The organism is Paenibacillus tundrae (assembly GCF_036884255.1).
GTDB lineage: Bacteria > Bacillota > Bacilli > Paenibacillales > Paenibacillaceae > Paenibacillus.
Window position 1 is genome coordinate 4,707,339 of the sequence record NZ_CP145605.1, and the last position, 23,405, is coordinate 4,730,743.

The 23,405-nt window shown below is 44.8% G+C and carries 20 protein-coding genes and 1 pseudogene; 10 read left to right on the top strand and 11 right to left on the bottom strand.

Translation table 11 applies throughout. The annotated features are described in order from the left end of the window. The first annotated feature begins 6 nt into the window (after positions 1–6). A complete protein-coding gene (locus V6W81_RS21170; RefSeq protein ID WP_338540271.1) occupies positions 7–426 on the top strand; it encodes a hypothetical protein in 420 nt (139 codons plus the stop codon). A gap of 27 nt (positions 427–453) precedes the next feature. Here V6W81_RS21170 and V6W81_RS21175 read toward each other — a convergent pair whose 3' ends face one another. Then, positions 454–1,389 carry an ADP-ribosylglycohydrolase family protein gene (locus V6W81_RS21175; RefSeq protein WP_338540272.1) on the bottom strand — a complete coding sequence of 312 codons (936 nt, stop codon included), beginning with the start codon at positions 1,387–1,389 and terminating at the stop codon, positions 454–456. A gap of 706 nt (positions 1,390–2,095) precedes the next feature. Between V6W81_RS21175 and V6W81_RS21180 the strand changes: the two genes are divergently transcribed. Both V6W81_RS21180 and V6W81_RS21185 read left to right on the top strand, forming a co-directional pair. Beyond that, entirely contained in the window at positions 2,096–2,764 is a 669-nt protein-coding gene (locus tag V6W81_RS21180) for an HAD family hydrolase (RefSeq protein WP_056695690.1), read from the top strand. Positions 2,765–2,814: 50 nt separating this feature from the next. Next, positions 2,815–3,987, top strand: coding sequence for a mannitol-1-phosphate 5-dehydrogenase (locus tag V6W81_RS21185; protein WP_056695688.1), 1,173 nt, complete (start codon positions 2,815–2,817; stop codon positions 3,985–3,987). Between the two features lie 141 nt (positions 3,988–4,128). Here V6W81_RS21185 and V6W81_RS21190 read toward each other — a convergent pair whose 3' ends face one another. The 3 genes from V6W81_RS21190 to V6W81_RS21200 all read right to left on the bottom strand — a co-directional run bounded on the left by V6W81_RS21190 (position 4,129) and on the right by V6W81_RS21200 (position 6,815). Continuing rightward, on the bottom strand, positions 4,129–5,034 hold the full coding sequence (locus V6W81_RS21190) for a hypothetical protein (protein WP_338540273.1): 906 nt from the start codon (positions 5,032–5,034) through the stop codon (positions 4,129–4,131). Between the two features lie 139 nt (positions 5,035–5,173). Next, positions 5,174–5,827: a YkyA family protein gene (locus V6W81_RS21195; RefSeq protein ID WP_338540274.1), complete on the bottom strand. Its 654-nt coding sequence runs from the start codon at positions 5,825–5,827 to the stop codon at positions 5,174–5,176. 88 nt (positions 5,828–5,915) lie between these two features. Further along, on the bottom strand, positions 5,916–6,815 hold the full coding sequence (locus tag V6W81_RS21200; RefSeq protein WP_338540275.1) for a polysaccharide deacetylase family protein: 900 nt from the start codon (positions 6,813–6,815) through the stop codon (positions 5,916–5,918). Between the two features lie 228 nt (positions 6,816–7,043). Between V6W81_RS21200 and V6W81_RS21205 the strand changes: the two genes are divergently transcribed. Both V6W81_RS21205 and V6W81_RS21210 read left to right on the top strand, forming a co-directional pair. Further along, on the top strand, positions 7,044–7,988 hold the full coding sequence (locus V6W81_RS21205) for a DMT family transporter (RefSeq protein WP_145046625.1): 945 nt from the start codon (positions 7,044–7,046) through the stop codon (positions 7,986–7,988). Between the two features lie 75 nt (positions 7,989–8,063). After that, entirely contained in the window at positions 8,064–8,903 is an 840-nt protein-coding gene (locus V6W81_RS21210; protein WP_338540276.1) for a sulfurtransferase, read from the top strand. Between the two features lie 217 nt (positions 8,904–9,120). On the opposite strand, the gene V6W81_RS21215 is transcribed toward V6W81_RS21210, so the two are convergent. Further along, complete coding sequence (locus V6W81_RS21215; protein WP_338540277.1) at positions 9,121–9,915, bottom strand: alpha/beta fold hydrolase; 795 nt, start codon at positions 9,913–9,915, stop codon at positions 9,121–9,123. 129 nt (positions 9,916–10,044) lie between these two features. Here V6W81_RS21215 and V6W81_RS21220 point away from each other — a divergent pair, with 129 nt between their 5' ends. Together V6W81_RS21220 and V6W81_RS21225 are read left to right on the top strand one after the other, a co-directional pair. Continuing rightward, a complete protein-coding gene (locus V6W81_RS21220) occupies positions 10,045–10,962 on the top strand; it encodes a LysR family transcriptional regulator (RefSeq protein ID WP_338540278.1) in 918 nt (305 codons plus the stop codon). Between the two features lie 46 nt (positions 10,963–11,008). After that, positions 11,009–11,110, top strand: a pseudogene (locus tag V6W81_RS21225) (sulfurtransferase); the annotation flags it as partial. Positions 11,111–11,458: 348 nt separating this feature from the next. Here the strand turns inward: V6W81_RS21225 and tnpA are convergent. The 4 genes from tnpA to V6W81_RS21245 all read right to left on the bottom strand — a co-directional run bounded on the left by tnpA (position 11,459) and on the right by V6W81_RS21245 (position 15,028). Continuing rightward, entirely contained in the window at positions 11,459–11,947 is a 489-nt protein-coding gene (tnpA, locus tag V6W81_RS21230; protein WP_090915317.1) for an IS200/IS605 family transposase, read from the bottom strand. A gap of 186 nt (positions 11,948–12,133) precedes the next feature. Then, complete coding sequence (locus V6W81_RS21235) at positions 12,134–13,690, bottom strand: acetamidase/formamidase family protein (RefSeq protein WP_338540279.1); 1,557 nt, start codon at positions 13,688–13,690, stop codon at positions 12,134–12,136. A gap of 471 nt (positions 13,691–14,161) precedes the next feature. Then, the gene (locus tag V6W81_RS21240; protein ID WP_145046635.1) at positions 14,162–14,392 is read right to left on the bottom strand and encodes a helix-turn-helix domain-containing protein; all 231 of its coding nucleotides are present in this window, start codon (positions 14,390–14,392) and stop codon (positions 14,162–14,164) included. Positions 14,393–14,410: 18 nt separating this feature from the next. Further along, positions 14,411–15,028, bottom strand: coding sequence for a DUF2975 domain-containing protein (locus V6W81_RS21245; RefSeq protein ID WP_338540280.1), 618 nt, complete (start codon positions 15,026–15,028; stop codon positions 14,411–14,413). 386 nt (positions 15,029–15,414) lie between these two features. Between V6W81_RS21245 and V6W81_RS21250 the strand changes: the two genes are divergently transcribed. Then, complete coding sequence (locus tag V6W81_RS21250; RefSeq protein WP_338540281.1) at positions 15,415–16,302, top strand: hypothetical protein; 888 nt, start codon at positions 15,415–15,417, stop codon at positions 16,300–16,302. Between the two features lie 38 nt (positions 16,303–16,340). After that, on the top strand, positions 16,341–17,417 hold the full coding sequence (locus V6W81_RS21255) for a hypothetical protein (protein WP_338540282.1): 1,077 nt from the start codon (positions 16,341–16,343) through the stop codon (positions 17,415–17,417). 57 nt (positions 17,418–17,474) lie between these two features. Here V6W81_RS21255 and V6W81_RS21260 read toward each other — a convergent pair whose 3' ends face one another. Then, complete coding sequence (locus V6W81_RS21260; protein WP_338540283.1) at positions 17,475–19,103, bottom strand: helix-turn-helix domain-containing protein; 1,629 nt, start codon at positions 19,101–19,103, stop codon at positions 17,475–17,477. Between the two features lie 118 nt (positions 19,104–19,221). Beyond that, on the bottom strand, positions 19,222–20,256 hold the full coding sequence (locus V6W81_RS21265) for an ABC transporter substrate-binding protein (protein WP_338540284.1): 1,035 nt from the start codon (positions 20,254–20,256) through the stop codon (positions 19,222–19,224). A 959-nt stretch (positions 20,257–21,215) separates the two neighbouring features. Here V6W81_RS21265 and V6W81_RS21270 point away from each other — a divergent pair. Continuing rightward, positions 21,216–23,138 carry a carbohydrate-binding protein gene (locus V6W81_RS21270; protein WP_338540285.1) on the top strand — a complete coding sequence of 641 codons (1,923 nt, stop codon included), beginning with the start codon at positions 21,216–21,218 and terminating at the stop codon, positions 23,136–23,138. Positions 23,139–23,405 lie beyond the last annotated feature (267 nt).

The following is a 23,405-nucleotide window of genomic DNA, read 5'->3' on the forward strand; positions in this document are numbered from 1 at the left end:
CTTAACATGAATACTCAACCTCTGAAGAACAAAATTTGGTATTATTTCACCATTGTTTCTTTTGCGCTCCTACTTCTCAGTTCATTCATGTTAGAACAGATAACTTCCCAATCTGCGGTTGAGCAGTTATTGGGTGCGTATATCATCCCCGTGTACGTTGTTGTTCTTGTTGTGATCTCCACCATAATCCGGCAACGGGATGAGTTATTCAATTTAGCACTAATCATCTTCGCCACATACGCACATGCAGACTACACTGAAATGCTCCTAACGCATTGGATTATTTCATTAGCTCTTCCGGTTCTATTTATCCTGCGGCTGATCTTCGTCGTAAAAAGGAAACATAGAACCGCGATTGGCATTGGAATAGGAGCCGCTATTATTTATCTCTTCTTCTACCTTCGCTATACGCTTGATGTCATATAACACGAACAAAGCCAAAATCACAGGATCTCACCCGTGATTTTGGCTTTTATTCGCTTTATGCCACAGCCCATTCACTACCTCATCCAACGTTTCTTGCATAGCCAGCTTCTCTCGCCATTGGACTGGAATACCGCTGAGACCGTAATACGCACCGGCAATTTGCCCATACACAGCTCCGGTTGTATCCGCATCATCGCCTAAGTTGACCGCCAAAAGTGCTCCTTCTTCAAAAGTAGAAGATTTATAAAAAGCCCACAAAGCCGCTTCAAGCGAACGAACGACATAACCACTCCCTTGAATTTCGGGCGGCTCCTTGCGCTGATAAGACCCTTCCACCACTTCCTCTATGCCAGGGGAAAATGTCTTCGTTTCCCGCCACTGACGAATGGTCACGGGTGACAACATGGTTTCTTTGCTCGCTCCCTGAAGTCCAGCCACCAGAATCGCAGCCAATACACCACAGGCTTCTACGCTTTCGGTCGTGGCATGTGTTGTTCGAGAACTCATCTCGGCATACCGCACCGCTTCTTCCGGGTGGTTAGCATAGGCCATTGCTACTGGAGCAAGCCGCATAATGGAGCCGTTGCCTGCCGTATTCGGATTCGTAGATCCACTATACGGCTCCCCTGACACTGCAAATCGTTCCAAAGCGTTCCGCGTCGCCCCGCCAATATCGAAGCATGTTCCCGTACTGCTCATGTATCCCACTTGGTACCAGTTTGTATATCTTCGCATCTGATCTGCAGGGTCAAAAGCTTCTCTCCGCACCAAACTTTCTGCCAGACACAGAGCCATAGAGGTATCATCTGTCCATTGCCCAGCCTTTAATCCAAATACGCCGCCACCCACCATATCCGTCAGTGGTTCAAATGTTCCCGGCGCACTGAATTCCACAGTTGTACCGAGTGCATCGCCAGCGGCAAGTCCAATGAACGTTCCATTAAAGCGATCTTGATTAAGCATCTGCCATTCCTCCTCTTCCATTCACCATTCAACCTAGATTAACTTCTTTCATTTTGACACATGCCTCAATGTGGCGCAAAAAGATTAATATTCCACACTTATTTAGCCTTATTTCAATTGCCTTTCTTCTATTATAAAAGTGTCGAAACCTGTTGAACGGTTGTCATATCCAGTAATCCATAAAAAAAGTTTAAAAAAATCAAACTGAAAATACAGTTTTTCCAGTACACCGCTTACATGCAAAAGGCATAACGGTTTATGACTTTTTCTATTTTCTGAAAATACGTCATTCATGTGCAAATTTTCAATGTAAACAATCATAACGCGCTTGACCCTTCACTTTGTCCTATGTTACGGTTTTATTAGATACAGCGCATATTATTTTCCAGTTTTATTGCTTTAACCTGTTGTCTGCGTCAACTAACATGCCGCAGGTTAAATAATACAGGAAATGAATTTGCAGAAAGTTTTCATTTCATTCCAAACAATATAGGTTCAACCAAACTTTTTACACGAGAACGGAGAGAACAGAAATAACGTGAAGAAGCGAAGCGTTCGCCTTTATCACCGGATTTTCCCTTTGAAGAAGGGAATCCAAAAAATCTGGGGATAACAGCGATCGGAAGGTTATTCTGTTATCGGAGTGGCAAGTGTAAACATTCTTTAGTTGAACTTATCTAATTCTGAAACAGGAGGAAACAAATTTATGATTAAGGCACTGGTTTTTGATTTTGACGGAACGATTATTGATACAGAAACAGCATGGTATGTCGCTTTTCGAGATGCCTATAAGGAACATGGTGTCGACCTGACCCTGGAGATGTATTCACAATGCATCGGTACCAGTCTAAAAACATTCAATCCATATGAGTACTTAATAACAGATTTGAATCTTCCGATCGATCGGGATGCGTTCAGGGAATCCGTTCAGTTGCATCACGCAGCACTGATGAACAAAGAACAAGTCAGACCCGGTATCCAGAACTACCTCGATGCAGCACGCGAAGCAGGATTGAAATTGGCCGTTGCGTCCAGCTCGAAGCGCGAGTGGGTTGAGCAACACCTCGAACAACTGAAGCTTAAGGATTATTTCGAAGTAATCCGTACAGCTGACGATGTAGCCAATGTGAAGCCGGATCCAGAATTATATAATCAAGCGCTTGAAGCCCTTGGAGTAACTGCAGACGAAGCCGTCGCGATTGAAGATTCACCTAACGGCGCGCGTGCAGCTGCTGCGGCAGGTATTCACTGTGTCGTTATCTCCAATACCATTACCGGGACACTTGAATTCGACATGCCTCACCAACGGCTATCCTGCCTGACCGACCTCGAATTTAATGATCTGATCTCGAAGCCACTCGTCACTACCGTTTAAGTCTGAACGAATGCTGCTTCATTTCAATGATTAAAAGGGGGAGTTCACACATGAAAGCTGTACATTTTGGTGCGGGCAATATAGGCCGCGGTTTTATCGGTCATATGTTGTCCGCTTCCGATTACGAAGTCTGCTTTGTCGCACGTAACCCGAAGAAAATCTCCATGCTCCAGAAGAGGAAAGAGTATCCGATTACACTTGCAAATCGTGATCAGGATACAACGATTGTAAATAACGTAACTGCCATCAACGTTGGCGAACAAGATCGAGTAGCCGAGCATATTGCCTCGGCTGATCTGATAACAACGGCAGTTGGTGTATCAGCACTTGAAGATATCGCGGAACCGATTGCCAAGGGCATTCACCTTCGCATGCAACAACGTAACCCTGCTCCGCTCCATATTATTGCTTGTGAGAATGCTATTGGAGGAAGTACACGCCTTAAGAAGCGTATCTACCCTTTACTTGATGAACAGACTCGCCAGAAAGCGGAGCGCTATGTCGCCTTCCCTAATGCGGCTGTAGATCGGATCGTACCCGCTCAGGATCACCAGGATCCCTTACAGGTGACGGTTGAACCGTTCTACGAATGGGTTGTACATCGCCCCGCGTTATTGGATGGATTCAAGAAAATTAAAGGTGTACACTACGTTGATTCTCTTGAGCCATATATTGAACGTAAAATGTTTACCGTCAACACCGGACACTGTGTTGCGGCATACTTCGGATATCTCGAAGGATTCAAGACCATTCGACAGGTCATGAGTCACAAACCGCTTCGTGAGAAAATTCGTCATGTCATGGAAGAGACCGGAGCAATGCTCATCCAGAAACATGGCTTCGATCCACAGAAGCATAGCAGGTACATTGATACCATTCTCGAACGCTTTGCCAATCCGAACCTGACAGATCAGGTGACCCGGGTCGGCCGCTCACCTCTTCGCAAGTTATCGCCTTACGACCGGCTTGTTCGCCCAGCGATGCAGGCCAGTGAATTCGGAATAGCAATTCCTCATTTAACTTCCGCTATGGCAGCCGCGATGTTGTTCAACTACGAACGAGACGAGGAAGCCATGACGCTACAACACATGATTCGTGAGGACGGCGTATCCGCCTTTATTCGCGAACGCATGGGTATTCCCGACGCACATCCCGTTCATGGGCAAGTTGTCGCCCGTTATGAAGACATTAAAGGGCGCAAGGAAGCTACGATTTTGACTTAATCAGATATTGATGTCTGGGTCATTCTTGATATGAATAGAACAAGGGCTCAGAACGAAGACCTTAGAACAAGCAAAAGCAAAAGCCGGGAGGAACCCATGCGCTTAAGCATAGTCCCTTCCGGCTTTATCATGTTTGTATCCTTATTTAGGAGAAACCTTTTCGTTCATGATGGAATTCAAAGATGCATATGCCATTGGCAAGAACCCTTCGGACGGCTCACCAATAGGTGCATTCACACGGAAGATAAACCCGTTTCCATCCAGCTCTTTCACAATATAATATTCTGTCTTCTTATCGTTCTGAGACATCATGTATAGCTGAGCATCATTCATCGATCCCGTGCTAAGCTCTTTCTTGGTTAATTCCTTAACCTCTCCAGTCTCTGACAGCTCTTCTTTTGCATCCATCTTCAAGAAATCCAGATTATAGTCAGAAGGCAACTTTTCAATCTCTACCTCATAATCGGGATCAATCTTCATCGTCAATTCATTCTCATCTGCGTCGAATGCCATCGGTTCAAATACATACAACGAATATCCATTACCCTGTGCCAGCGTGACGGGACGTTTCTCTGTCATTCCTTCCACAGCCACTTCTAACTCAGACGTCTTGGGACGATCCGATGTACCATTAGCACCTGTACTCGCACGATCGTCATCTACTTCAACCTTCGTAATTTCCTTGACCACAAGTTGTTTGATCGTCGTATCTCCCGCAAAGGTTCTCTCTACATACTTGAAACGAACGGTATCCTCATCATCTATATCGTCGAATAAGGGCTGAACACTCTCTTCTACCTGGAATGACATCGGTTCATCCTTTACCCGAATCTCTACCGTATGAGGATCCGCCCAACCTGTAAGGATGCCTTCCGCTTCAATCACATCACCCTCTGCAGGTTGCTCCTCCGGTGCAGGCGCAGGTGCCTGTTCCCCTGTATTGCTGGTAGGTGGCTGCACCGCCGGATTACTGTTACCACAGGCGACGAGTGAGAACCCCATCATTAAAACTAGAATTGATGCACTAATATTCATTGTACTTCGCATATGAACACCTCCGTTAGCTTATACGCAATGATGCTTGTCCATGTTGCTTGACATTTAACTGAGCTACTTACTACTACTTACACCACTGACGTTATACTCAATCAAAAGGATACTCCAGCAGACTAGCATCTCACTGCGCTTAGCTTGCCTGATCCATCTCCACAAGCTTGGCATTCGCACTGTTAAAGGTTTTGGTCTGGATATTGAACTGCTTCCTGAACTCGGCAACTTGCACATATTGCGCATTTCGTTCTCGAATCGCTCGTTTAATCTTCACAAGGTTCGGCTTAACATCGGCTCTCATCATCGAATACAGCAGTTCTTCTGCATCCAAGCTCTGTTTATAGGACGCAACGAATCCGTCGAACGTAGCCGCTCTTACCTGATATTGATCCAGCACAGCCTGTGCTTGAGCCAACGTTTCTTCTTTTTCAAAAGACAATTCATCTAGAGACGTTCGAAGACTATCGATCTGCTCCAATGTCTGCTTCATGGCCGAATCAGCCTCGTCCAACAATTTCCGACGTTCATTAATGTGTTGGGCTGCCTGGTCTAATAGATCCTCAATATGGCTGTTTTTGTTCTTCCCCTTACTCAGAATCTCCGTATATAATTCCATGTCTTCCCGTTCATGACGAGAAAGCTCCTTCAGGCTCTCATCGATCCCCTGATCATGCTGAAGCCATTGATTCACCTGATTCGCCGCTGGTTCCTGCGGCTGTCCGCAGGCGGTAAGAAGCAGGATCAGCCCTATGCTGAATGCCGTCCACATTGTTTTTTTTCTGCCAAGCACCTGATCGACTCTCTCCCTTTTGCATCTGTTATGCCATTTCTCGAATCTATTTCAATGTTCTCCTACAGTGCGTATTCTTGAACCTCTCTTATAAACGCGTATCTCCGCTAAAATTAGCAATCCAATGCGCACTCGGATCATATACCTCGAACTCATAACCACGATCTTCTAGCATTTTCAAAATACGAGGCAATGCCTGTACGGTCTGTTCACGTTCATGCATAAGAATGACTTCTTTATCCCGATGTACGCTACTGCTGACGCGATCTACAATCTTATCTGGCTGTCCAGGCAGATTCCAATCCAGGGAGTCTGTGGTCCAATCCCACATTTTGAATCCGGCTGCCGCAATGTCTCCTCGGAATTTCTCTCCGATCTGAGGGCTGCTGCCATAAGGGGCGCGAATCAGATGAGTTGTGAAACCAATCAGCTCCTGTACCATCTTCTGTTCCTTCTTAAACTCCTTGACAAAATTCGAGGAGCTACCGCTCTTATACAGTTTATTATAGTTATGCGTCATGCTATGAAGACCGGGATAGCTGCCTTCTTTTACAAGCCGCTCGACCACCTCTTTGTGTTGATTCAACTGTCGTCCGATCATGAAGAAGGTCGCCTTTGCCTCATGTTGCTTCAAAATGTCCAGCAGTGTTGCGGTATGTTCACTTGGTCCATCATCAAAAGTTATGTATGCCAGCTTGCGAACCTGACCTTGGAACCTCACAGGCTCTTCCTTCACATCTGGAGTCATTGCAATCATGCCAAGCTTCGTCGGTTGCTCAATGGCCGTGATGGGTGGGGGTGCAACGTAATCTTTGATCCAATGTGTCATTCCAATGAAAATATATGTTAAACCGGTAATCAGCATTACAAGAATCAGCAACGCTGCACTAAGTCTCCCATACCGGATTCGTCTACGTTTGTGCGTCTTCATTCGGCTTGTTGTCTGCGAGATCGCGCCGTTCTTTCCCGCTGTCTGCTCTACTTTCACTACCAGGCCACTTCCTTAATTTCATTTTTTCCCGAATCTTGGTATATTATATCGTTTCATGTCTCTATATAGAAGATTAATAGAAAAGCCCTGTGGGAGAATGACAGAATAGTTACAAGCTCGGTTACAATCTACTTATCTATTTTCATATGATGCATTTCCTGTGGATTCATTCTCCTGTATAATGATTTCATTTACGCCATTTGACTTCAAGAAGGAGCTACACCCATGACAAGCTTGAAACATACCGGCAGATCCATCTATCTGTTATTCTTTGTCGGTATTATCGCCATCTCGTTTTCTTCTATCTTTGTACGCTGGTCTTCCGCAGATGTTGCGGTAATCGCCATGTATCGTCTCTTCCTTACCAACCTGCTGATGCTTCCGTTTATCTGGAAGTACAGACATGAAATGTTACGTCTCAACTTCAGACAATGGGCATTGTTGGTCGCTTCTGGGGTTATGCTTGCACTTCACTTCCTGCTCTGGATGGGGTCTCTACGCCTAACGAGTGTTGCCAGCTCAACCGTAATTCTAGCGCTCGAACCGATTCTAATCTTGGCTGGTTCCATCTGGCTGTTCAAAGCCAAAGTGAACCGTATGATGATTATCGGAATGGGTATCGCACTGCTCGGTTCCATCGCTATTGGCGCAGGAGACTTCCAGTTGGCGGGAACCGCACTTCAAGGCGACATTCTCTCGTTGCTCGGCACCATTGCTGTAGCGGTACACATGCTGTTAGGACAGTTTTTGCGATCAGGACTTAGCGCCTTTTCCTATAATTTCTGGGTATTCTTCGTCGCTGCCTGTACACTAGCTGTATACAATCTAATCCAGGGTCATGCCTTTGGTGGTTATGCGGCAACCGAGTGGGGAATCTTCCTGTTGCTTGCCATTGTGCCAACGATCTTTGGACATTATCTCTTCAACTGGCTGCTTCAATATATGAATGCAACGACGGTATCCATGGGGGTGCTTGGGGAGCCTGTTTTCTCCTCCCTGCTGGCCTGGATGCTGCTTGGCGAATCGCTGAGTACGCTGCAGATGTCTGCGGGCGTGTTCATCCTATTTGGCGTGTGGATCTTCATTCGATATGGCAAAACGAAGCCACAACTAGCTCCTGCCGAGGACAATATGGTAGGAAACACCCCAGCTAAACCAACTGTTGTATAAAGTAGACCAGGCAATGCTATAGCTGAAACTCATGCCTCACTAATAATCTCATTACTTATAAGGCGGTGTATTGTTATGAAAAATATTGTATCCATGCGCTGGCTACTCGCCAGAATGTACGAACCGGATGTTGTTATCGCGGATTGCCGTTTCCTACTCGGTCAACCGAATGCCGGAAGAGAGGCGTATAAAGCTGGTCATATTCCAGGTGCAGTCTACCTCGATCTAGAAAATGATCTTTCCTCTCCAGTATCCGCCCATGGCGGACGTCACCCACTGCCTGATCCGGCTGCGCTCGCAAGTCGCCTAGCCAAAGCTGGGATCAGTTCAGATGCTCGCATTGTTGCGTATGATGATCAAGGCGGCATGAACGCCTCGCGGCTATGGTGGTTGCTACGTTATATGGGGCATGAACAGGTATATGTCATGGATGAAGGCTTTACCGCTTGGCAGAATGCCAAATTCCCTGTTACGACGGATGTACCCGTTCAGATTCCATCTTCGTTCGAGTGGAACGTACAACCTCAGATGCTGGCAAGTGTAGAAGATGTGCAACAAGCGTCGGCAAGCGGTAGCGCCGTGCTCATCGACTCCCGCGATGCCCGTCGTTATGCCGGGCTGGAGGAACCGATCGACGCCAAGGCCGGACATATTCCGGGGGCTTTGAACTATTTTTGGAAAGACGTGCTTAATGCGGATGGTCGCTGGTCTGGTGTTAACGCATTAGAGGAGCGGTTCTTGAAACTGGGGAAAGATGATGCGATTATCGTGTACTGTGGCTCTGGCGTATCCGCCTGCCCGAACGTGATCGCGCTGGAAGAAGCGGGATATACGGATGTGAAGTTGTATTCCGGGAGCTGGAGCGATTGGATTAGTTATGAGGGGAATGCGGTGGCTACGGGAGAAGAGATCTAGGTTAGTTTGGAACAGGGAAGCCCGTGAAGGACGCGGGCTTTTTTTGTGCTTGCGAAAATTTCAAAAAGCATAAGTCATGATATGGGGATATAAACCATATGAGGCGCTCCGTATCTGGAAAAAAACATAAATAAAAAGACTCGCCTGGCAAAAGCCGACGAGCCTGTATACGTAAGCAAGGATTTGAGGCGTTCCCTTGGCTTCATGGGAAAATTTTTTATGAAAGGACGAAATTGATGACTTCCCGATTGAACTTTTCTTTTTCCTCATAAAAAGGGGCATGCCCGCTGTTTTCAAAACGAACAAGTTTGGATGTCGATACCATTTCGTGAGCTTGTTCGGCGGCCGGGAACGGACATACTTGGTCGTGAACGCCGTGCAGCATTAATGTCGGGACACGAATGGCTTCAAGATCGGATTGAAGATCTTCCCTACCGATCGCTTTTACCGTTTCAATAGTGGCATGGACATTTGCCTTCATACCCATATGCCATAACCAGTTTTCTATCCCTTGGGAAGGTTGTATGTGGAAAAATCCTTTAAACATATTCGTCAGCGTTTGCGGACGATCAGATTGAAGCCCGGCGATCAATCCGTTTACTGCTTCTTCGGGAAGTTTGCTCAACGTCGACGCTCCGAAAAGCATCAATTTGGAAACTTTATGTCCGCTATGTCTTCCCATATACCGCGTTACAACACCTCCGCCCATAGAAAAACCGGCCAGTGTAACATCATTGAGGTCAAGCTGATCGATCACTTCCTTGATATCGTCTGCCATCCGATCATAAGTGTACCCATGTAGTGGATGATCAGAGCGGCCATATCCTCGCAGATCGATTCCGATAAAACGGATACCTTGCCCAGGCAGAATCGATTGCTGATACTCGTAGATTCGATGATTGACCGGCATACCGTGTACAAATACAACCGGTTTGCCTTCCCCGACATCTTCCACGTAAAGCGTGACGTTTTCCTCGACCTTAATATAATGACCATTGGATGTATGCTTCATGATAATTTCCCCCTTGGCGAAGTGGTTGGCTTAAGAATATCCATATGCTATCATGGATTTATCCATTTTAAAAACGAAGAAATATGATGGAATCCATTTGTTTTTTTGATACCTAGGGGGGGCATAGTCATGTTGGGGACTTTGGAAGGACGTTCGTTGCTTACCTTTTTGGCCGTTTTGGAAGAAGGGAATTTTAGTCGTGCCGCAGAAAAGCTGGGTTATGTGCAATCAACGGTTACTTCGCAGATTCAGTTATTGGAGCAAAGCTGCAATCAGAAACTTTTCCACCGACTTCCCCGCGGCGTAAAGCCTACTGAAGCGGGCGAACAATTTGCGCAGTATGCCCGACAATTCGTACAATTGGGTCATTCGCTCGAAGAAGCCATGGAAAATTTAAATTATCCTCGAGGCATGCTACGGTTGGGATCGTTGGAATCTTTTTTGGTAACGCGGATGCCCGATTTCATGCATGGTTTTTTCACGGAATACACCGAAATCAATCTGCTGTTAGAAACGGGATTTCAAGCGGACATTGTTGAACAAGTTCAGTCTCATGCACTCGATTTCGGAATCGTGCCGATGGATCCCCAAAAAGAAGATCTGATTTTCGAACCGCTTATTGAAGAAGAGATGATCGTTGTCTCCTCCCAAAGTCTGGCTTATTTGATCGCAAACGAAGGCTGGGAAAATACTTCGGGGATTCAGATGGTCGGTTTCGGTTCCCGCTGTGTGTATCATACGGAAGGCCTTAGACTCTTAAGCGAAATGGGGATTCCTTCTGACAGCCGTTCGACCGGATTTGCCAGTACTGAACTTGTAAGGCAGATCGTCACTTGTGGACTCGGCGTTGCTCTTGTGCCTAAAATTTCGATGGCTCAAGAACTTACGTCAGGCCTTGTCGTTTCACTCCCTCTGCCTCGACAAGTCACCTTCGTTCATGGGATCGTTCGGCACAAAAAACGTGTATTGAACACGCCCTCCAAAGTGTTTTATCAGGAAATTATCAAATATTTTTCCGATAGAACTTCTTTAAGGCCGATAGAATAAACGGTGTCGTCTACCCGATGGGGAAAGAAAAGAAGCGATCGGGCTGGAGATCGTCGTCTACTACGGCTCCGGCGTAGGCGCTTGCCCGAACGTGCTAGCGCTGGAAGTAGCGGGGTTCACCAGCGCACGGCTGTATTCCGGAAGCTAGAGCAACTGGATTAGTTATGAGGGGAATGCGGTGCCTACGGGGACTGAGGAAGAGCAAAAAGATGTATAATAGTGTATCTATGTTGAATACATCGTCGGGTGGTTTATCTGCCCCGGCGATGTATTTTTCTATGTTCGGAGTCAACAACATGGCTACAAAGCACACAGAAGTAGACATCAGGAGGCAGCCTTTAGGGATTTCATGATAACAAAAAAAAAGAAATCAAAACCACCCGTATAACGGGTGGTTTGCTCTGCGGCTGAAAGCCTTTGTTACTGGCCAGCCCTAAAAGGGCGTTGAAGGATTCGCCAACCGCACTACTTTTTCGGCCACCCTTAAAAGGGTTCTCTATTTCTTCTTCTTTCGTTGCTCCTTTGTTTCTTCGCCTGTAAATGGATCGATGTACTCCGCCATGGTTATTTGTTCTGCGACGATGTCTTCCTGCAATTGATTTTGGATATATTCCTGTATCACTTTCTTGTTCCTTCCGACCGTATCTACATAAAATCCTTTACACCAGAACTTCCGATTTCCATATCGATACTTTAGACTAGCATGTCTGTCAAAGATCATTAGGCTGCTCTTTCCCTTTAAATATCCTATAAATGCTGACACACTAAGTTTTGGTGGGATACTCACCAACATGTGAATATGGTCTTTACACGCTTCCGCTTCAATAATCTCTACATTTTTTCGCTCACATAATTGTCTCAATATCTTTCCGATGTCTTGTTTCAATTTTCCGTAAATCACTTGTCTTCTGTACTTTGGAGCAAACACGATATGATACTTACAATTCCATTTTGTATGTGCTAAACTGTTCACATCAGATGACATCTGTATTCCTCCTATTGTCGATAAATTCGGTTGGCGAACCAAATTTATTGTAACATTAGGAGGAATTTTTTTTGATACATCGCTGAAAGCTCCCCTGAACCATACGCATAGCGTATGGTTTTCTTTTCACAACAAAAAAACCGCGATGGACAACTGTCCACCACGGTTGAATGATGAAATCGATTATTACTTTGTACTTAACGATACATTGGCTGTTAACGTCTTGTCGATCGTCGTCCAGTTTACATAAGCACCTAGTATTTCATTAATAATAGAAACCGGAACTACGGTTTCGCCATTTAAAAGCTTAGGTACCTTACTATTGAACACTAGTTTATCGTTAATGGAATACACATCTGAACCAATTTGGGCACTTATATTTTTCGTGCCTAATTTGATTTGCGTTGTGCGCGTCTTATGATCCCATTCTACTGTGCCACCCAATAGCTCCGAAATGGTTCGAATCGGTACGTAGAACTCATCGTTATGAACAACCGGCTTGATTGACGTACCACTTACATTCATTATAACGTCAACATATTCAAGGAAATCGGTCTTCCGAATGAGTCCATGAACCCCTTTCGTTCGGTCTACGACCTGAGATACTTCATAATCCGTTGCGGCCGATAGGTACGCATAAGCCACACTTCGATCCATATCAAGCTTATCGGATAAGAATTGAATCGATTCACGTACGGATTCTTTCATTGCTTCATCCAAATCAGGATCCAGTCCAATGGGAATCCAATAATCCTCTGTTTCAGCAAAGGGTTGCGTGAATTCTCCACTATGCGGGATTGACGGATCACCTTTCTTTAACACCGTTAATCGAACTGTCCCTCTTAAGGAGGCTTCCAATGCAGTTAATGCGACTTCTCCATCTCCTTGAGCAAAGTGTGGATCTCCAGTATAGAATAGCCCGCCTTTAACTTGAATCGGATAATAAATAGTTGAACCAACACCTAACTCATTAATATCCATATTCCCTCCTGTTTCAATAGGTGGGATAGAACTCACAACTTCACTGGTATTTGGTGCAACCCCCATAACACCTAGAAACGGGTTAATTGGGAAACGTACATTCTTGCCAGCTTTTGTTGGTAATAAACCATACCAATTGCCGTTGATTTCTTCAATCGGCGTAAATATAGATACATTATTGTATAATTCCGGTTTTGTTGCGCTAGCCCCCTCTTGCGGGCCTGAATTTTCTGGGAATTCGTTAGGAAGGGCACCTTTACCATGGCGGTTAGAAATGACACCATATGGAACTCGAGTTTGCAACGAAAGGACTTCTACTTTAAGAACATCTCCTGGCATCGCTCCCTCAACCGCTACTGGCCCAGTGATAATATGAGGTCCGTCTTTTACATAATCATGCTGAATCTCAGAAGCCGCAATTGCCTTCGCATCATCCAACACGCCATCGGGTGAGATACCATATTTGCCGAAGTACTCCACTGGATTTCTCCCTTGATCCTCGATCAGTCCCTCATGCGATACCGTATCAAATGTTACAGCACTTCCTGATGGTACAGTAAGAATAGGAGAGCTATCTCGATTAGGCAGTGATCCCCAGCGAATGTTTTCAATCGCAGACGTTACATAATAATCACCTTCTACCTTATCGATGGTTGTTGGTTGCAGCGGCATACTAAAGCCCACTGAAGGAAGAGCAAATGTCAACATACCTACAATCCCGACTGAAACCCCTAATTTCCTAATCGTTCGGTTAATAAACATTACATCTCCTCCATCACATTATGTAATATTACCTAACACTTAAATACACATTAACATATAAATATATTTACAACAATGCATTAATGTGAATAAACTTTACATAAATTAACTATATATCAATATCAACTTATACAAATAAATCGAATGTCATTATACTTTTCATATGTAAGACATATAAAATTTAAATACATCTAGCAAATTTGAGGATACTCCTTTCGAGATTTGGTTGAAGGCATAATCACCTACCCGAACCTGATTGCGCTCAAAAAAGTGGGATTCTTGAATGTGGAGGTGTATTCCGGAGGCGGAGAGATTGAATTAGTTATGAGGGGAATGCGGTGGCTACAGACATGAATAACGTCAAAGAACCCGCGCTCTGCGCAGGTTCTTTGTGTTCGGCTTGGGTGGTGTCCCTCTCGGTACATAGTGCTCTGAGATACTCCGAAACAATTAAAAAGTAAATAGTCACTCTCATTCCACTTCACTGCTGTCGCTGTCGCCTGGAATATATTCCAGAATGTCTCCAGGCTGACAGTCTAAGATTTCGCAGATTGCTTCCAAGGTAGAGAAGCGGATCGCCTTCACTTTCCCCGTTTTCAGATTGGACAGATTGACATTGGAGATCCCTACCTTATCAGCCAGGTCATTCAATTTCATTTTTTTGTCGGCCAGAACTCGGTCGAGACGTATAATAATCGGCACTGTCATCAATCTCCATTCTCATAAAGTCGAATCATGCTCTTCCTGCAGAAGAGCGCCATATTTGAAAATCTCGGAGATGAACAGCACGAGTATGCCGATGATAATTCCGATTAAAGAGATACTCCCCAGATTAATGGAGAAGATACGAGTTACGAACAGGCAGATCAGAATGTTGAGAATCAGCTTCGCCAGCAAAGAATACAGGATAACGACGACTCCCAGCCTTCTTAGACGCGTGGCATTCGCCAGGCTAAACGGACTGCCTCCGCTAAGTATGCTACCTATTATATAGCGAATCTGGCCAATCGAGTAGATGTAAGTAATGAAGATAAGCGTAGTGTTGGTCAAAGTGACGACCAGATAAGCGGTCTTAGCATCGAACATATCAGGATTGATCGGTTGAAAATAAGTGAAAGGCACCATGACACTATTCGTCACAGTATCCGATAATGGTACTGAAAAAAACCAGTGCGCAATTCCCTTCTCTGCAGTGAACAGCTCCTGAGGAGTTAATCCGATCCATAGTTTGAAACAGACCAACGCAATGAGTATTGCAATTCCTCCCCAATATCCGATCATAAGTGCGAAGTGCATTCTTTTGAGGCCAGGCTTGGCTCTAAATTCAATTCCGTTCATGAACAATCTCCTTTCCATGTGAACTTACAATATATACTAAATGATCCATTCACGAAAAACAATAAATATTTAATGATAAACATTAATTTTTTATTGAAGAACGACCTCAAACTTCTTGATGATGAACGATCTGCTGGTACAACTTCGCACAGACAAGCAGGAAGCCAGAAGTCTCTCCGATGTAATGACCGATGGTTTTGTGAACTGGAGGAATGAGCTGAGGAGGCAGGTTGGTTCTAAATCAAACCGATTGTAGATTCATTCTGCCGTCATTCTGAGATTCTAGACTGGATTCGGTTAGTACGTTGTAGATGATTGGTTTTATCCCCTAATTCTCTTATAATGGATAAGTTAAAGAATAATATACTATTTTAGGGAGAGAGAGTATGAGAAAGAGTAGTAGACGCTTTATCACCTGGTTTTTAACTGTAGTAGCTATGATGTTGTTTAGTGGGTTGCTACCGAATACAGGTGGAAAAGCAGAAGCGGCACAAGAGCGGTTTAAATCCGAATTCGAATTTGAATTTAAGTTTGAGGAAGAAGCATCCAGAGTTATACCGCAGGTTCGTGTAACGAAGTTTTATTTTGATGATGGTCGTGTGGAGACTGAACTTCATGAATTTCCTAAGCAGGCACGAGCTGTATCGAAAGACGCTCAATATTTGGAGAGCGCTCGCAAAAAAGATGATCCAGCGCTGAAGCAAACATTTTATCCAGGCTGCGGTTGGGGCTTTGGCACACATGTGATGAATACAGAGAAAGGTCCGCTAGCTTTTACGATTTATTGTGATTCAACGACAGACAAACAACCAGATGCAAAAGGTGAAAAGAAGTCAGTAAGCAATCATGTTATCTATAAATATGATCTCGAACGCAATCTTCTAAGCGTGTTGAATCAAGTACAAACGTTCGGGGAAAGCCGGCCTCCGTTCCGAATGTATTATGACTTTGGAGGCTATACCTTGCAAGAAGGAAACGGAGAAATAAACTATGAAGAACGAAATACCCGAGTCTATTCACTGCTCAGTAACAAACTGCTGGCGCGTATTGCTGGATATCCACAGGAAATCAGCCAAACCTTAAGGTACTCCGAGTACACAAAAATATCCAATGATCCAAAAGTTCTCGCTAAAATCGGAAATTATGTAACACATAGGAATAATAATTACATAGGAGAAACAATCATTTTGAATTCAGACGGAACCCGAACAAAAAGCAAGATTCCCGCCGAACTGCCAAAAAATGTTTTTTTGAAAATAAAATCGGTTCAATAACTTATGTATCCTATAAAAATCCAAAAGGCGAAAATACTATGGTAGGTTATCGAACTTCTACAAGTGCAGCAATCAAGCCATTATCTCGCGTAGATGCTTCAAGTTCCATACGATTCTCTAAGTACGAACGTTACGTTCTGATTCATCAGCAAACAGCCAAAGAAAAAACGTTAAGAATCATCGATACAAAAACGGCAAAAGTTGTATCCGAAATTCCGGATACCGGCTTTGCAGTATATAGGGAAATTGGCGATTCAATTCTTTTATTCCAAGCTGAAAAGAAAGATTACTACCTGCATGTGCCAACAGGAATTGTTACCCGTAACATGGAGAATTCTCAATTGGTACAAGCCGATACAGGCGGGTACACGGGCGACCAATCGAAACTGATTTCCATGCAGGCTCCACCACAAATGCTCGTAAACGGCAAACCGATGCGTTATGCCGGCCAAGGCCCCTTCCTGACGAAGGACAACCGATGGTACGTAGAAGTGAATGATTTTGCAAAGGCAGCGGATGCTACAGTGTCCAAAACTTCCAGTGGACTTACGATCAATCGTGGTAATTACAAAATGACCGTCTCCAAAACCGATAAAACGATATTAACCTGGGCTGGGCAGACCTTCGTACCGTTGGAGACACTGAACGAAAAATTGGGCATGGCTGGAGGTTTCTTGAATTCCCTTTTAGGTAAAGGCTACGAATACAAAGTGCTCCATGTTTTCTCCAAAGATCTGAAAGAAGCAGATGTGATCGCTCGCCCTGATCTGTATGAGGCCATCGAAAATCATTCAGGGAATTATTATTCAATGGAAAATGGTAAACCTGCCGCAAGGCCGTTGTCGGAAGCCAACAGATATTATTATGATGGAACTAATCTCATCTTCAAAGATGGCTTACTCGTAAATGTAGCTTCTATTCACAATGCGGGTGGCCGTACGATGCGAAATATTATCTTCGATATCAATAAACTGAAGCATGTCATTGCCGTCTATGGAACGCCGAATGCAACCAAAACCGGAGGACAAATGGTACGCTGGTACGAGGTGGATGGTAACGTGCTGGTATTCGAAAGTAACACGAATTTGAGCAGTGCTTATTATATTTCACGTTAAACCATGAAGTGCTCCAAGCCCGATTCCTAATAAGGACTCGGGCTTTTTTAATAAAATTTACGATGAAATGAATTCTGATTCCCCGCTCTCGACCAACTTAACGATCTCGTCTAATTGTCCATCGACCGCCAGCGGTGTGTACATCCACCATTTATCGTAGGATACGGTGTGTACGTTCCCTTTACGAACAACATTTAAGTTGCCCCACACTTCTGAGCGACACAGCTTACGGAAAGCGGCTTCGGCATACGGATTTTGCCCATTCACCATGACAAACAGGCGATCTGCATCATAATTGCGAAGTTCTTCGAAGGGTAGCTTGTCCGAGAAGGCATTATGACCGTTATAGTTGTTAATGAATTGCTGCACGAGTGGATGAGGGGTCAACTGAAGGGAGCGATGTAGTACGTGCCCCATGTTCCGGTTACCTGCCACACGAAAGCCTGTGTCATCGATCACCAGTGCCGCATACGTATCTTGTAATCCAATAATGGAAGCAAGTCGTTCCTTGGTTCGGGCAACTCTAAGCTGATGCTGTTCCATCCATTCTCTGCTTCTACTGCGCTTGTTCATCACAGCAGAGACGCTGTCCAACTGTTGGTATACATCCTGAGATTGCCAGGGGATGCGAACCACTTCAGCAATCTTGGAAAACTGTTCGTATTCTCCCGTCGTCATATGCTCATATCCCAGAATAAGATCAGGCTCCATACCACGAATGGCCTCGAGATCGTATGGTTCCCACTCAAATGGTCTGATTTCAGCCAAATACGGACGAACGTACTCATTGCGATACAAATGATAATCAGGTGCTCCAATAGGTTTCATACCCAGCGCAAGCAAATGAGAAGTGAATAGCAGACCGATTACACGCGGCTCACGTTGCTTCATATACATACTGGGAGATACTCCTTCTTGCTGCTTGAACCTGCGGCTGAAATAAAATTCGTCCTTGAAGCCAACCTGTGTGGCAATCGCGTGCATATCCCGGCTTGGTGAGCGAAGTAAACGTTTGGCCTGATCCACTCGTACGCGATGCAAATAATCCATCGGGCTTGTTCCTGTGATCTGTCGGAAAATATGGCTATACTGCCTTGTGCCAACACAGGCCATGGCAGCCAGCTCCCCCACCTTCCAATGTTGCTGGTAATTTCCCTCAATGTGAGTGATCGTTCGAAGCACTGCCTCCTTTGTATTGGAAGGTTGATCCGCACACGCCTTAATTGCAAATTGAAAAATCACTTCCTGTAGCAAAATTCCACGCCTGAATCGCCCCATTCCTTTCTCGGTCATTCTTAGATCGGCAATCTGATCCAGTAATTCCATCACATTAGCCAAAGGCTGTATGGAAACTAATCGATTCCCGATATTAGTCAATGGATGCTCCTCGGCGTCTCCATCCCATTCTGCATCAAATTCCAGCTTGTGTGCATGCACGATCTGCCCTGGCAGTTGTTCCCACGCTATGACCGTGCCAGGAAGAAGCAAAATACTGCTGCTAGGAACAATTGGGAAACGTTGTTCATCCACAACAGCAATACCTTCACCCTCATTCATCACCCATAATGCATAATTGTCTGAAGTGAACATCCGATGTTCTATACCCGAATGAAACGTATGGACTTCAAGCCCAATCCACCGTAAACGTACGTTATCCATGGGTAAATCGAAGCTCTGCCAATCCACAGTTGTTCACCTTCCTCCAAATGAAAACGATTCTCATCTACATCTCATTGTATTGTACGATAATTTAGACATGCAGAAAAGCCCCCTAAACATAGGGAGCTTTTACACTAATTTTTCCTTATTGCTTGTGTTGTTTGAACAACTCCACCGCTTCATCCAGCAGAGCATCAGTGGAGAATAACGTGTAAGACCACCATTTGTCATGCGGTACGATAAATACGTTGCCGTTTTTGACCGCAGGCAGGTTCTGCCACAGCTTGGATTCCTTCATTTTCTCATAAAATTCTGTTGAACCTGGCTGGGTATCATTCACCTTAATGATCAAGTAATCCGCCGTAAGCTCAGGCAATTTCTCCAGTGATTGCGGCTCGGTATACACGAGGAATCCATCACTTTTATCAACCTCTTCCTGAACCCATGACATGCGTTTTAATCCGAGCAGTTCATGCAATACAAAGCCCATATTGCGATTACCTGCGACTTGGAAGGAGTCCTTGAAAATTTCGACAGCTGCTACTGTCTGATCTGCTCCAACAAGGCTGCTCATTTCGGCTTTGCGTTCTTCTACCTTCGCCTCATGCTTCGTAATCCATTCTTCAGCTTCTGACTTCTTACCAACGATATCACCGATATATCTCAGTTGATCGTACAGATTATCTTCCCATGGATAGACCACCGTCGGAGCAATCTTCTCTAATTGAGCAATGATGTCCGGTTCGACAAAGGAAGACGCGATGATCAAATCTGGCGTAAGTGCTGTTACAGCTTCCATATTAGGTGGATAGTCCCCAGCGATTTCAACCTTACTAGCCGCATTTTTGAGATAATAATCCTGATCAATCTCATACTGGAGTCCACCTACTGGCGTAATACCAAGAGCAAGTAATTGCGTCGTTGCACTGATTGAGAAAATACGCTGTGCTTGCACAGGAATCTCTTTGGTTCCCGTAGGATCTGTAAAAGTTTTCGTTTGCGGAGCATCAGTGGATGCCACTTCTTCCTGCGTTGTCGTTCCTGTATCCGTTGACGACGAAGCCGTCTGGCTTCCAGTGGATGAACCACTATCGGCTTGCGTGCCACATCCCGTCATAATTAAGATCAACAGCAATACGATTGCTGCAGACATCATGCTATACAACCCTTTTCGTTTCATTAAATGGATCTCCTCGCTATGCAGTATTCAGTAATGAGAATCAATATCACTTAGACTAGAATACTGGACAGACCTCTTCTTTGCACATGGAGAATTCGGCGATTTTTTTTAGATCATTGAGAGGTTGTAAGATCAGGGGATATTAGCATCATCTATCGATCTGATAAATTCCTGAGTCAAGCGGGTAGAGTGTTTATTAGCAAAGTTATAAGGCAGTTCACCTAGTAAACTCCCAAGATCATAAACTTCTACTTTTGAGCCAGTTATCAAAAGCATGGACAAGCCGCAAGCACAATGGCCTTTCGCAAATTGATTCTTTTGATAATAGAAAGGGACATTCCCCTGCCTTTTTAGTGAAACAGGTATAATCGCAGGGCGAACTCTGACCAACGATCATTATGCATATGTCAAAAGTCAATCAATTCACTTTCAGCCTGCAATTCTTGCGGGCTTGTTCGTGTGTCACGGGCACTCTTTCCCCTTATCATTGAATCGAACAAACACGCCAATGTAAAGCACGCCAAGACTGTACTTCCGCCATCTCAACTTCTCCTCTCTCTAATCAAGTTACGTTTACAAAATTAGATAAAAAGTGATTGTATTCTAGCAAAAATGTGATATGATATCGTCAAGTTAATAAACATTTTAAAGAAAATATGAAAAATAATTACAATTGATTCGGTTTATTTTATAGACAGATGTCATTTAACCTATTGTATTGAAAGCGATTGCAGACAACAACCGGACAGATTATAGCGTTTCTAGCGAAGTCTGGTGATGCAACAATACTGTTGGGTTATAGCTGTCCATTGCCGTCGTGGATATGTACACGCCGAGCATGTCGTATGGCTTGAGCCATAGATGACGCACCTGAGATCCCCAGACGAAAAAAACCTGAACAACGGAGGTGAAGTGAGATCATTCCTGTTTTCACATTTTAACTTATGGAGGCGAAACGTATGATCCGTAAACCCCTTGCCATGCTAATGTCCTTTCTTCTGGTGCTGCTTCTCTTCCCAGCTCATTCAAGCCATGCAGCCAATGCTCCACTTGCCAAACTGCCTGGAAACGCCAACCCCCTTATCGATCATAAATTGGGAGCTGACCCGTATGTGCTCGTACATAATAATCGGGTCTATGTGTACATGACGGGTGATTCCTATCTCTATAACAATGATGGCTCCATTAGAGAGAATCAGTATAGTACCATCGGAAGAATCAATGTAATCTCTTCTTCCGATCTGGTGAATTGGACAGACCATGGCTATATACCTGTAGCTGGTGCGAACAATGCTAATAACGGTCAAGGTATAGCCAAGTGGGCAACCCAATCCTGGGCTCCAGCAATGGCGAAGAAAACGATCGGTGGCAAAGATAAATTCTTCCTCTACTTCGCAAATTCCGGTGGTGGTATTGGTGTACTAACAGGTGACTCACCTATCGGCCCTTGGTCAGATCCGCTGGGGCGTGCACTTCTGACGCATAGCACACCGGGTATGGCTGGGGTAACATGGTTATTCGATCCGGCTGTTCTCGTCGATGACGATGGCTCGGCTTATCTGTACGCGGGTGGAGGTATTCCAGACTCCAATAATGCAGCATCCATCGCTAATCCAAAAACTTCTCGGGTGATCCGACTCGGCGCGGATATGATCAGTGTGGTAGGAAGTGCTGTAACGATTGATGCCCCTTATATGTTCGAGGATTCGGGCATACACAAATACAATGGCAAATATTATTACTCCTATTGCATCAACTTTGCGGGGACACATCCTGCGGCATACCCAAAAGGTGAAATCGGATATATGGTAAGTGACAGCCCAATGGGTCCTTTTACGTATCAAGGACATTTTCTCAAAAATCCTGCAACATTCTTCGGCGTAGGTGGGAATAACCATCATGCCGTGTTCCAGTTCAACAATCAATGGTATGTCGCCTATCATGCACAAACAGTTAGCAAAGCTTTTCTCGGTGATGGCAAAGGATATCGTTCGACGCATATCAATAAACTGACACACAACGCGAATGGAACCATTCAGGAGGTACAAGGCAACATGGCTGGTGTTCCTCAGATTGCTAACGTAAATCCGTATGTACGTGTAGAAGCTGAGACCATTGGCTGGCAAGCGGGAATTACAACTGAACCAAGCCAAGCGAGCGGTGGCCCGGTCGCTAATCAGAACGTAACAAACATTCATAATGGAGACTGGATTGCCGTGAGTAATGTTGATTTTGGCTCGGCGGGTGCTTCGAAATTCAAGGCCAATGTCGCTTCCACCGGAAGTGGTAAAATCGAGGTACGACTGGATAGCCCAACAGGGCCTCTAGTTGGAACGCTGAACGTAAGTTCAACTGGTGGTTCTCAGACTTGGAAAGAGCTAGAGACAACTGTGACCAATGCTACCGGTATGCATCACTTGTATCTTGTCTTTACCGGCACGGGGAACGGAAACCTGTTCAACTTGGATTACTGGCAATTTACATCGAGCTCAGGCAACAATCCTAACCCCAATCCCGTCGTGAGCCGTTATGAGACTGAAACGATGACCATCGGTGGCCCCTATGCTGGCCTGATCAGCTCTCCTTTTAATGGCGTAGCCCTATATGCAAATAATGATTATGCGGCATATAATCAATATTTTGCCTTTCCTACCCACAACTTTTCTGTCCGCGGAGCTTCCAACAACAATAATACCGCCCGCGTCGATCTGGTGATTGGTGGAGTAACAGCTGGCTCCTTCTACTTCACTGGAACCCAACCCACAGTGCAGACACTGTCGAACGTTACCCATGCCACAGGGAATCAGGAGGTTAAACTGGTAGTTACCACAGATAACGGCACATGGGATGCATACATCGACTATCTTGAACATTCCCAATAACTTCAGTAGATGCAGCATCAAAGGGATTGCACTTTCGAAATGATCTATAGCTGTCCTGTTGGTATCAACGATAGTCATGAGATAAAATGAAGTATGAACCTGCTGTCAGCTGTCAGCAACAACTGGAGTCATGAAATCAACTAATGAGAGAATTCCAGAGTTACTTTGGAAACTCTACTGAAACGCATATAAAATAAGTAGATGACGAGGAGTGAGGCAATGGTCAAAGCAGTGGATGTACCCTCCTAAAATAAATATTTTAATTTT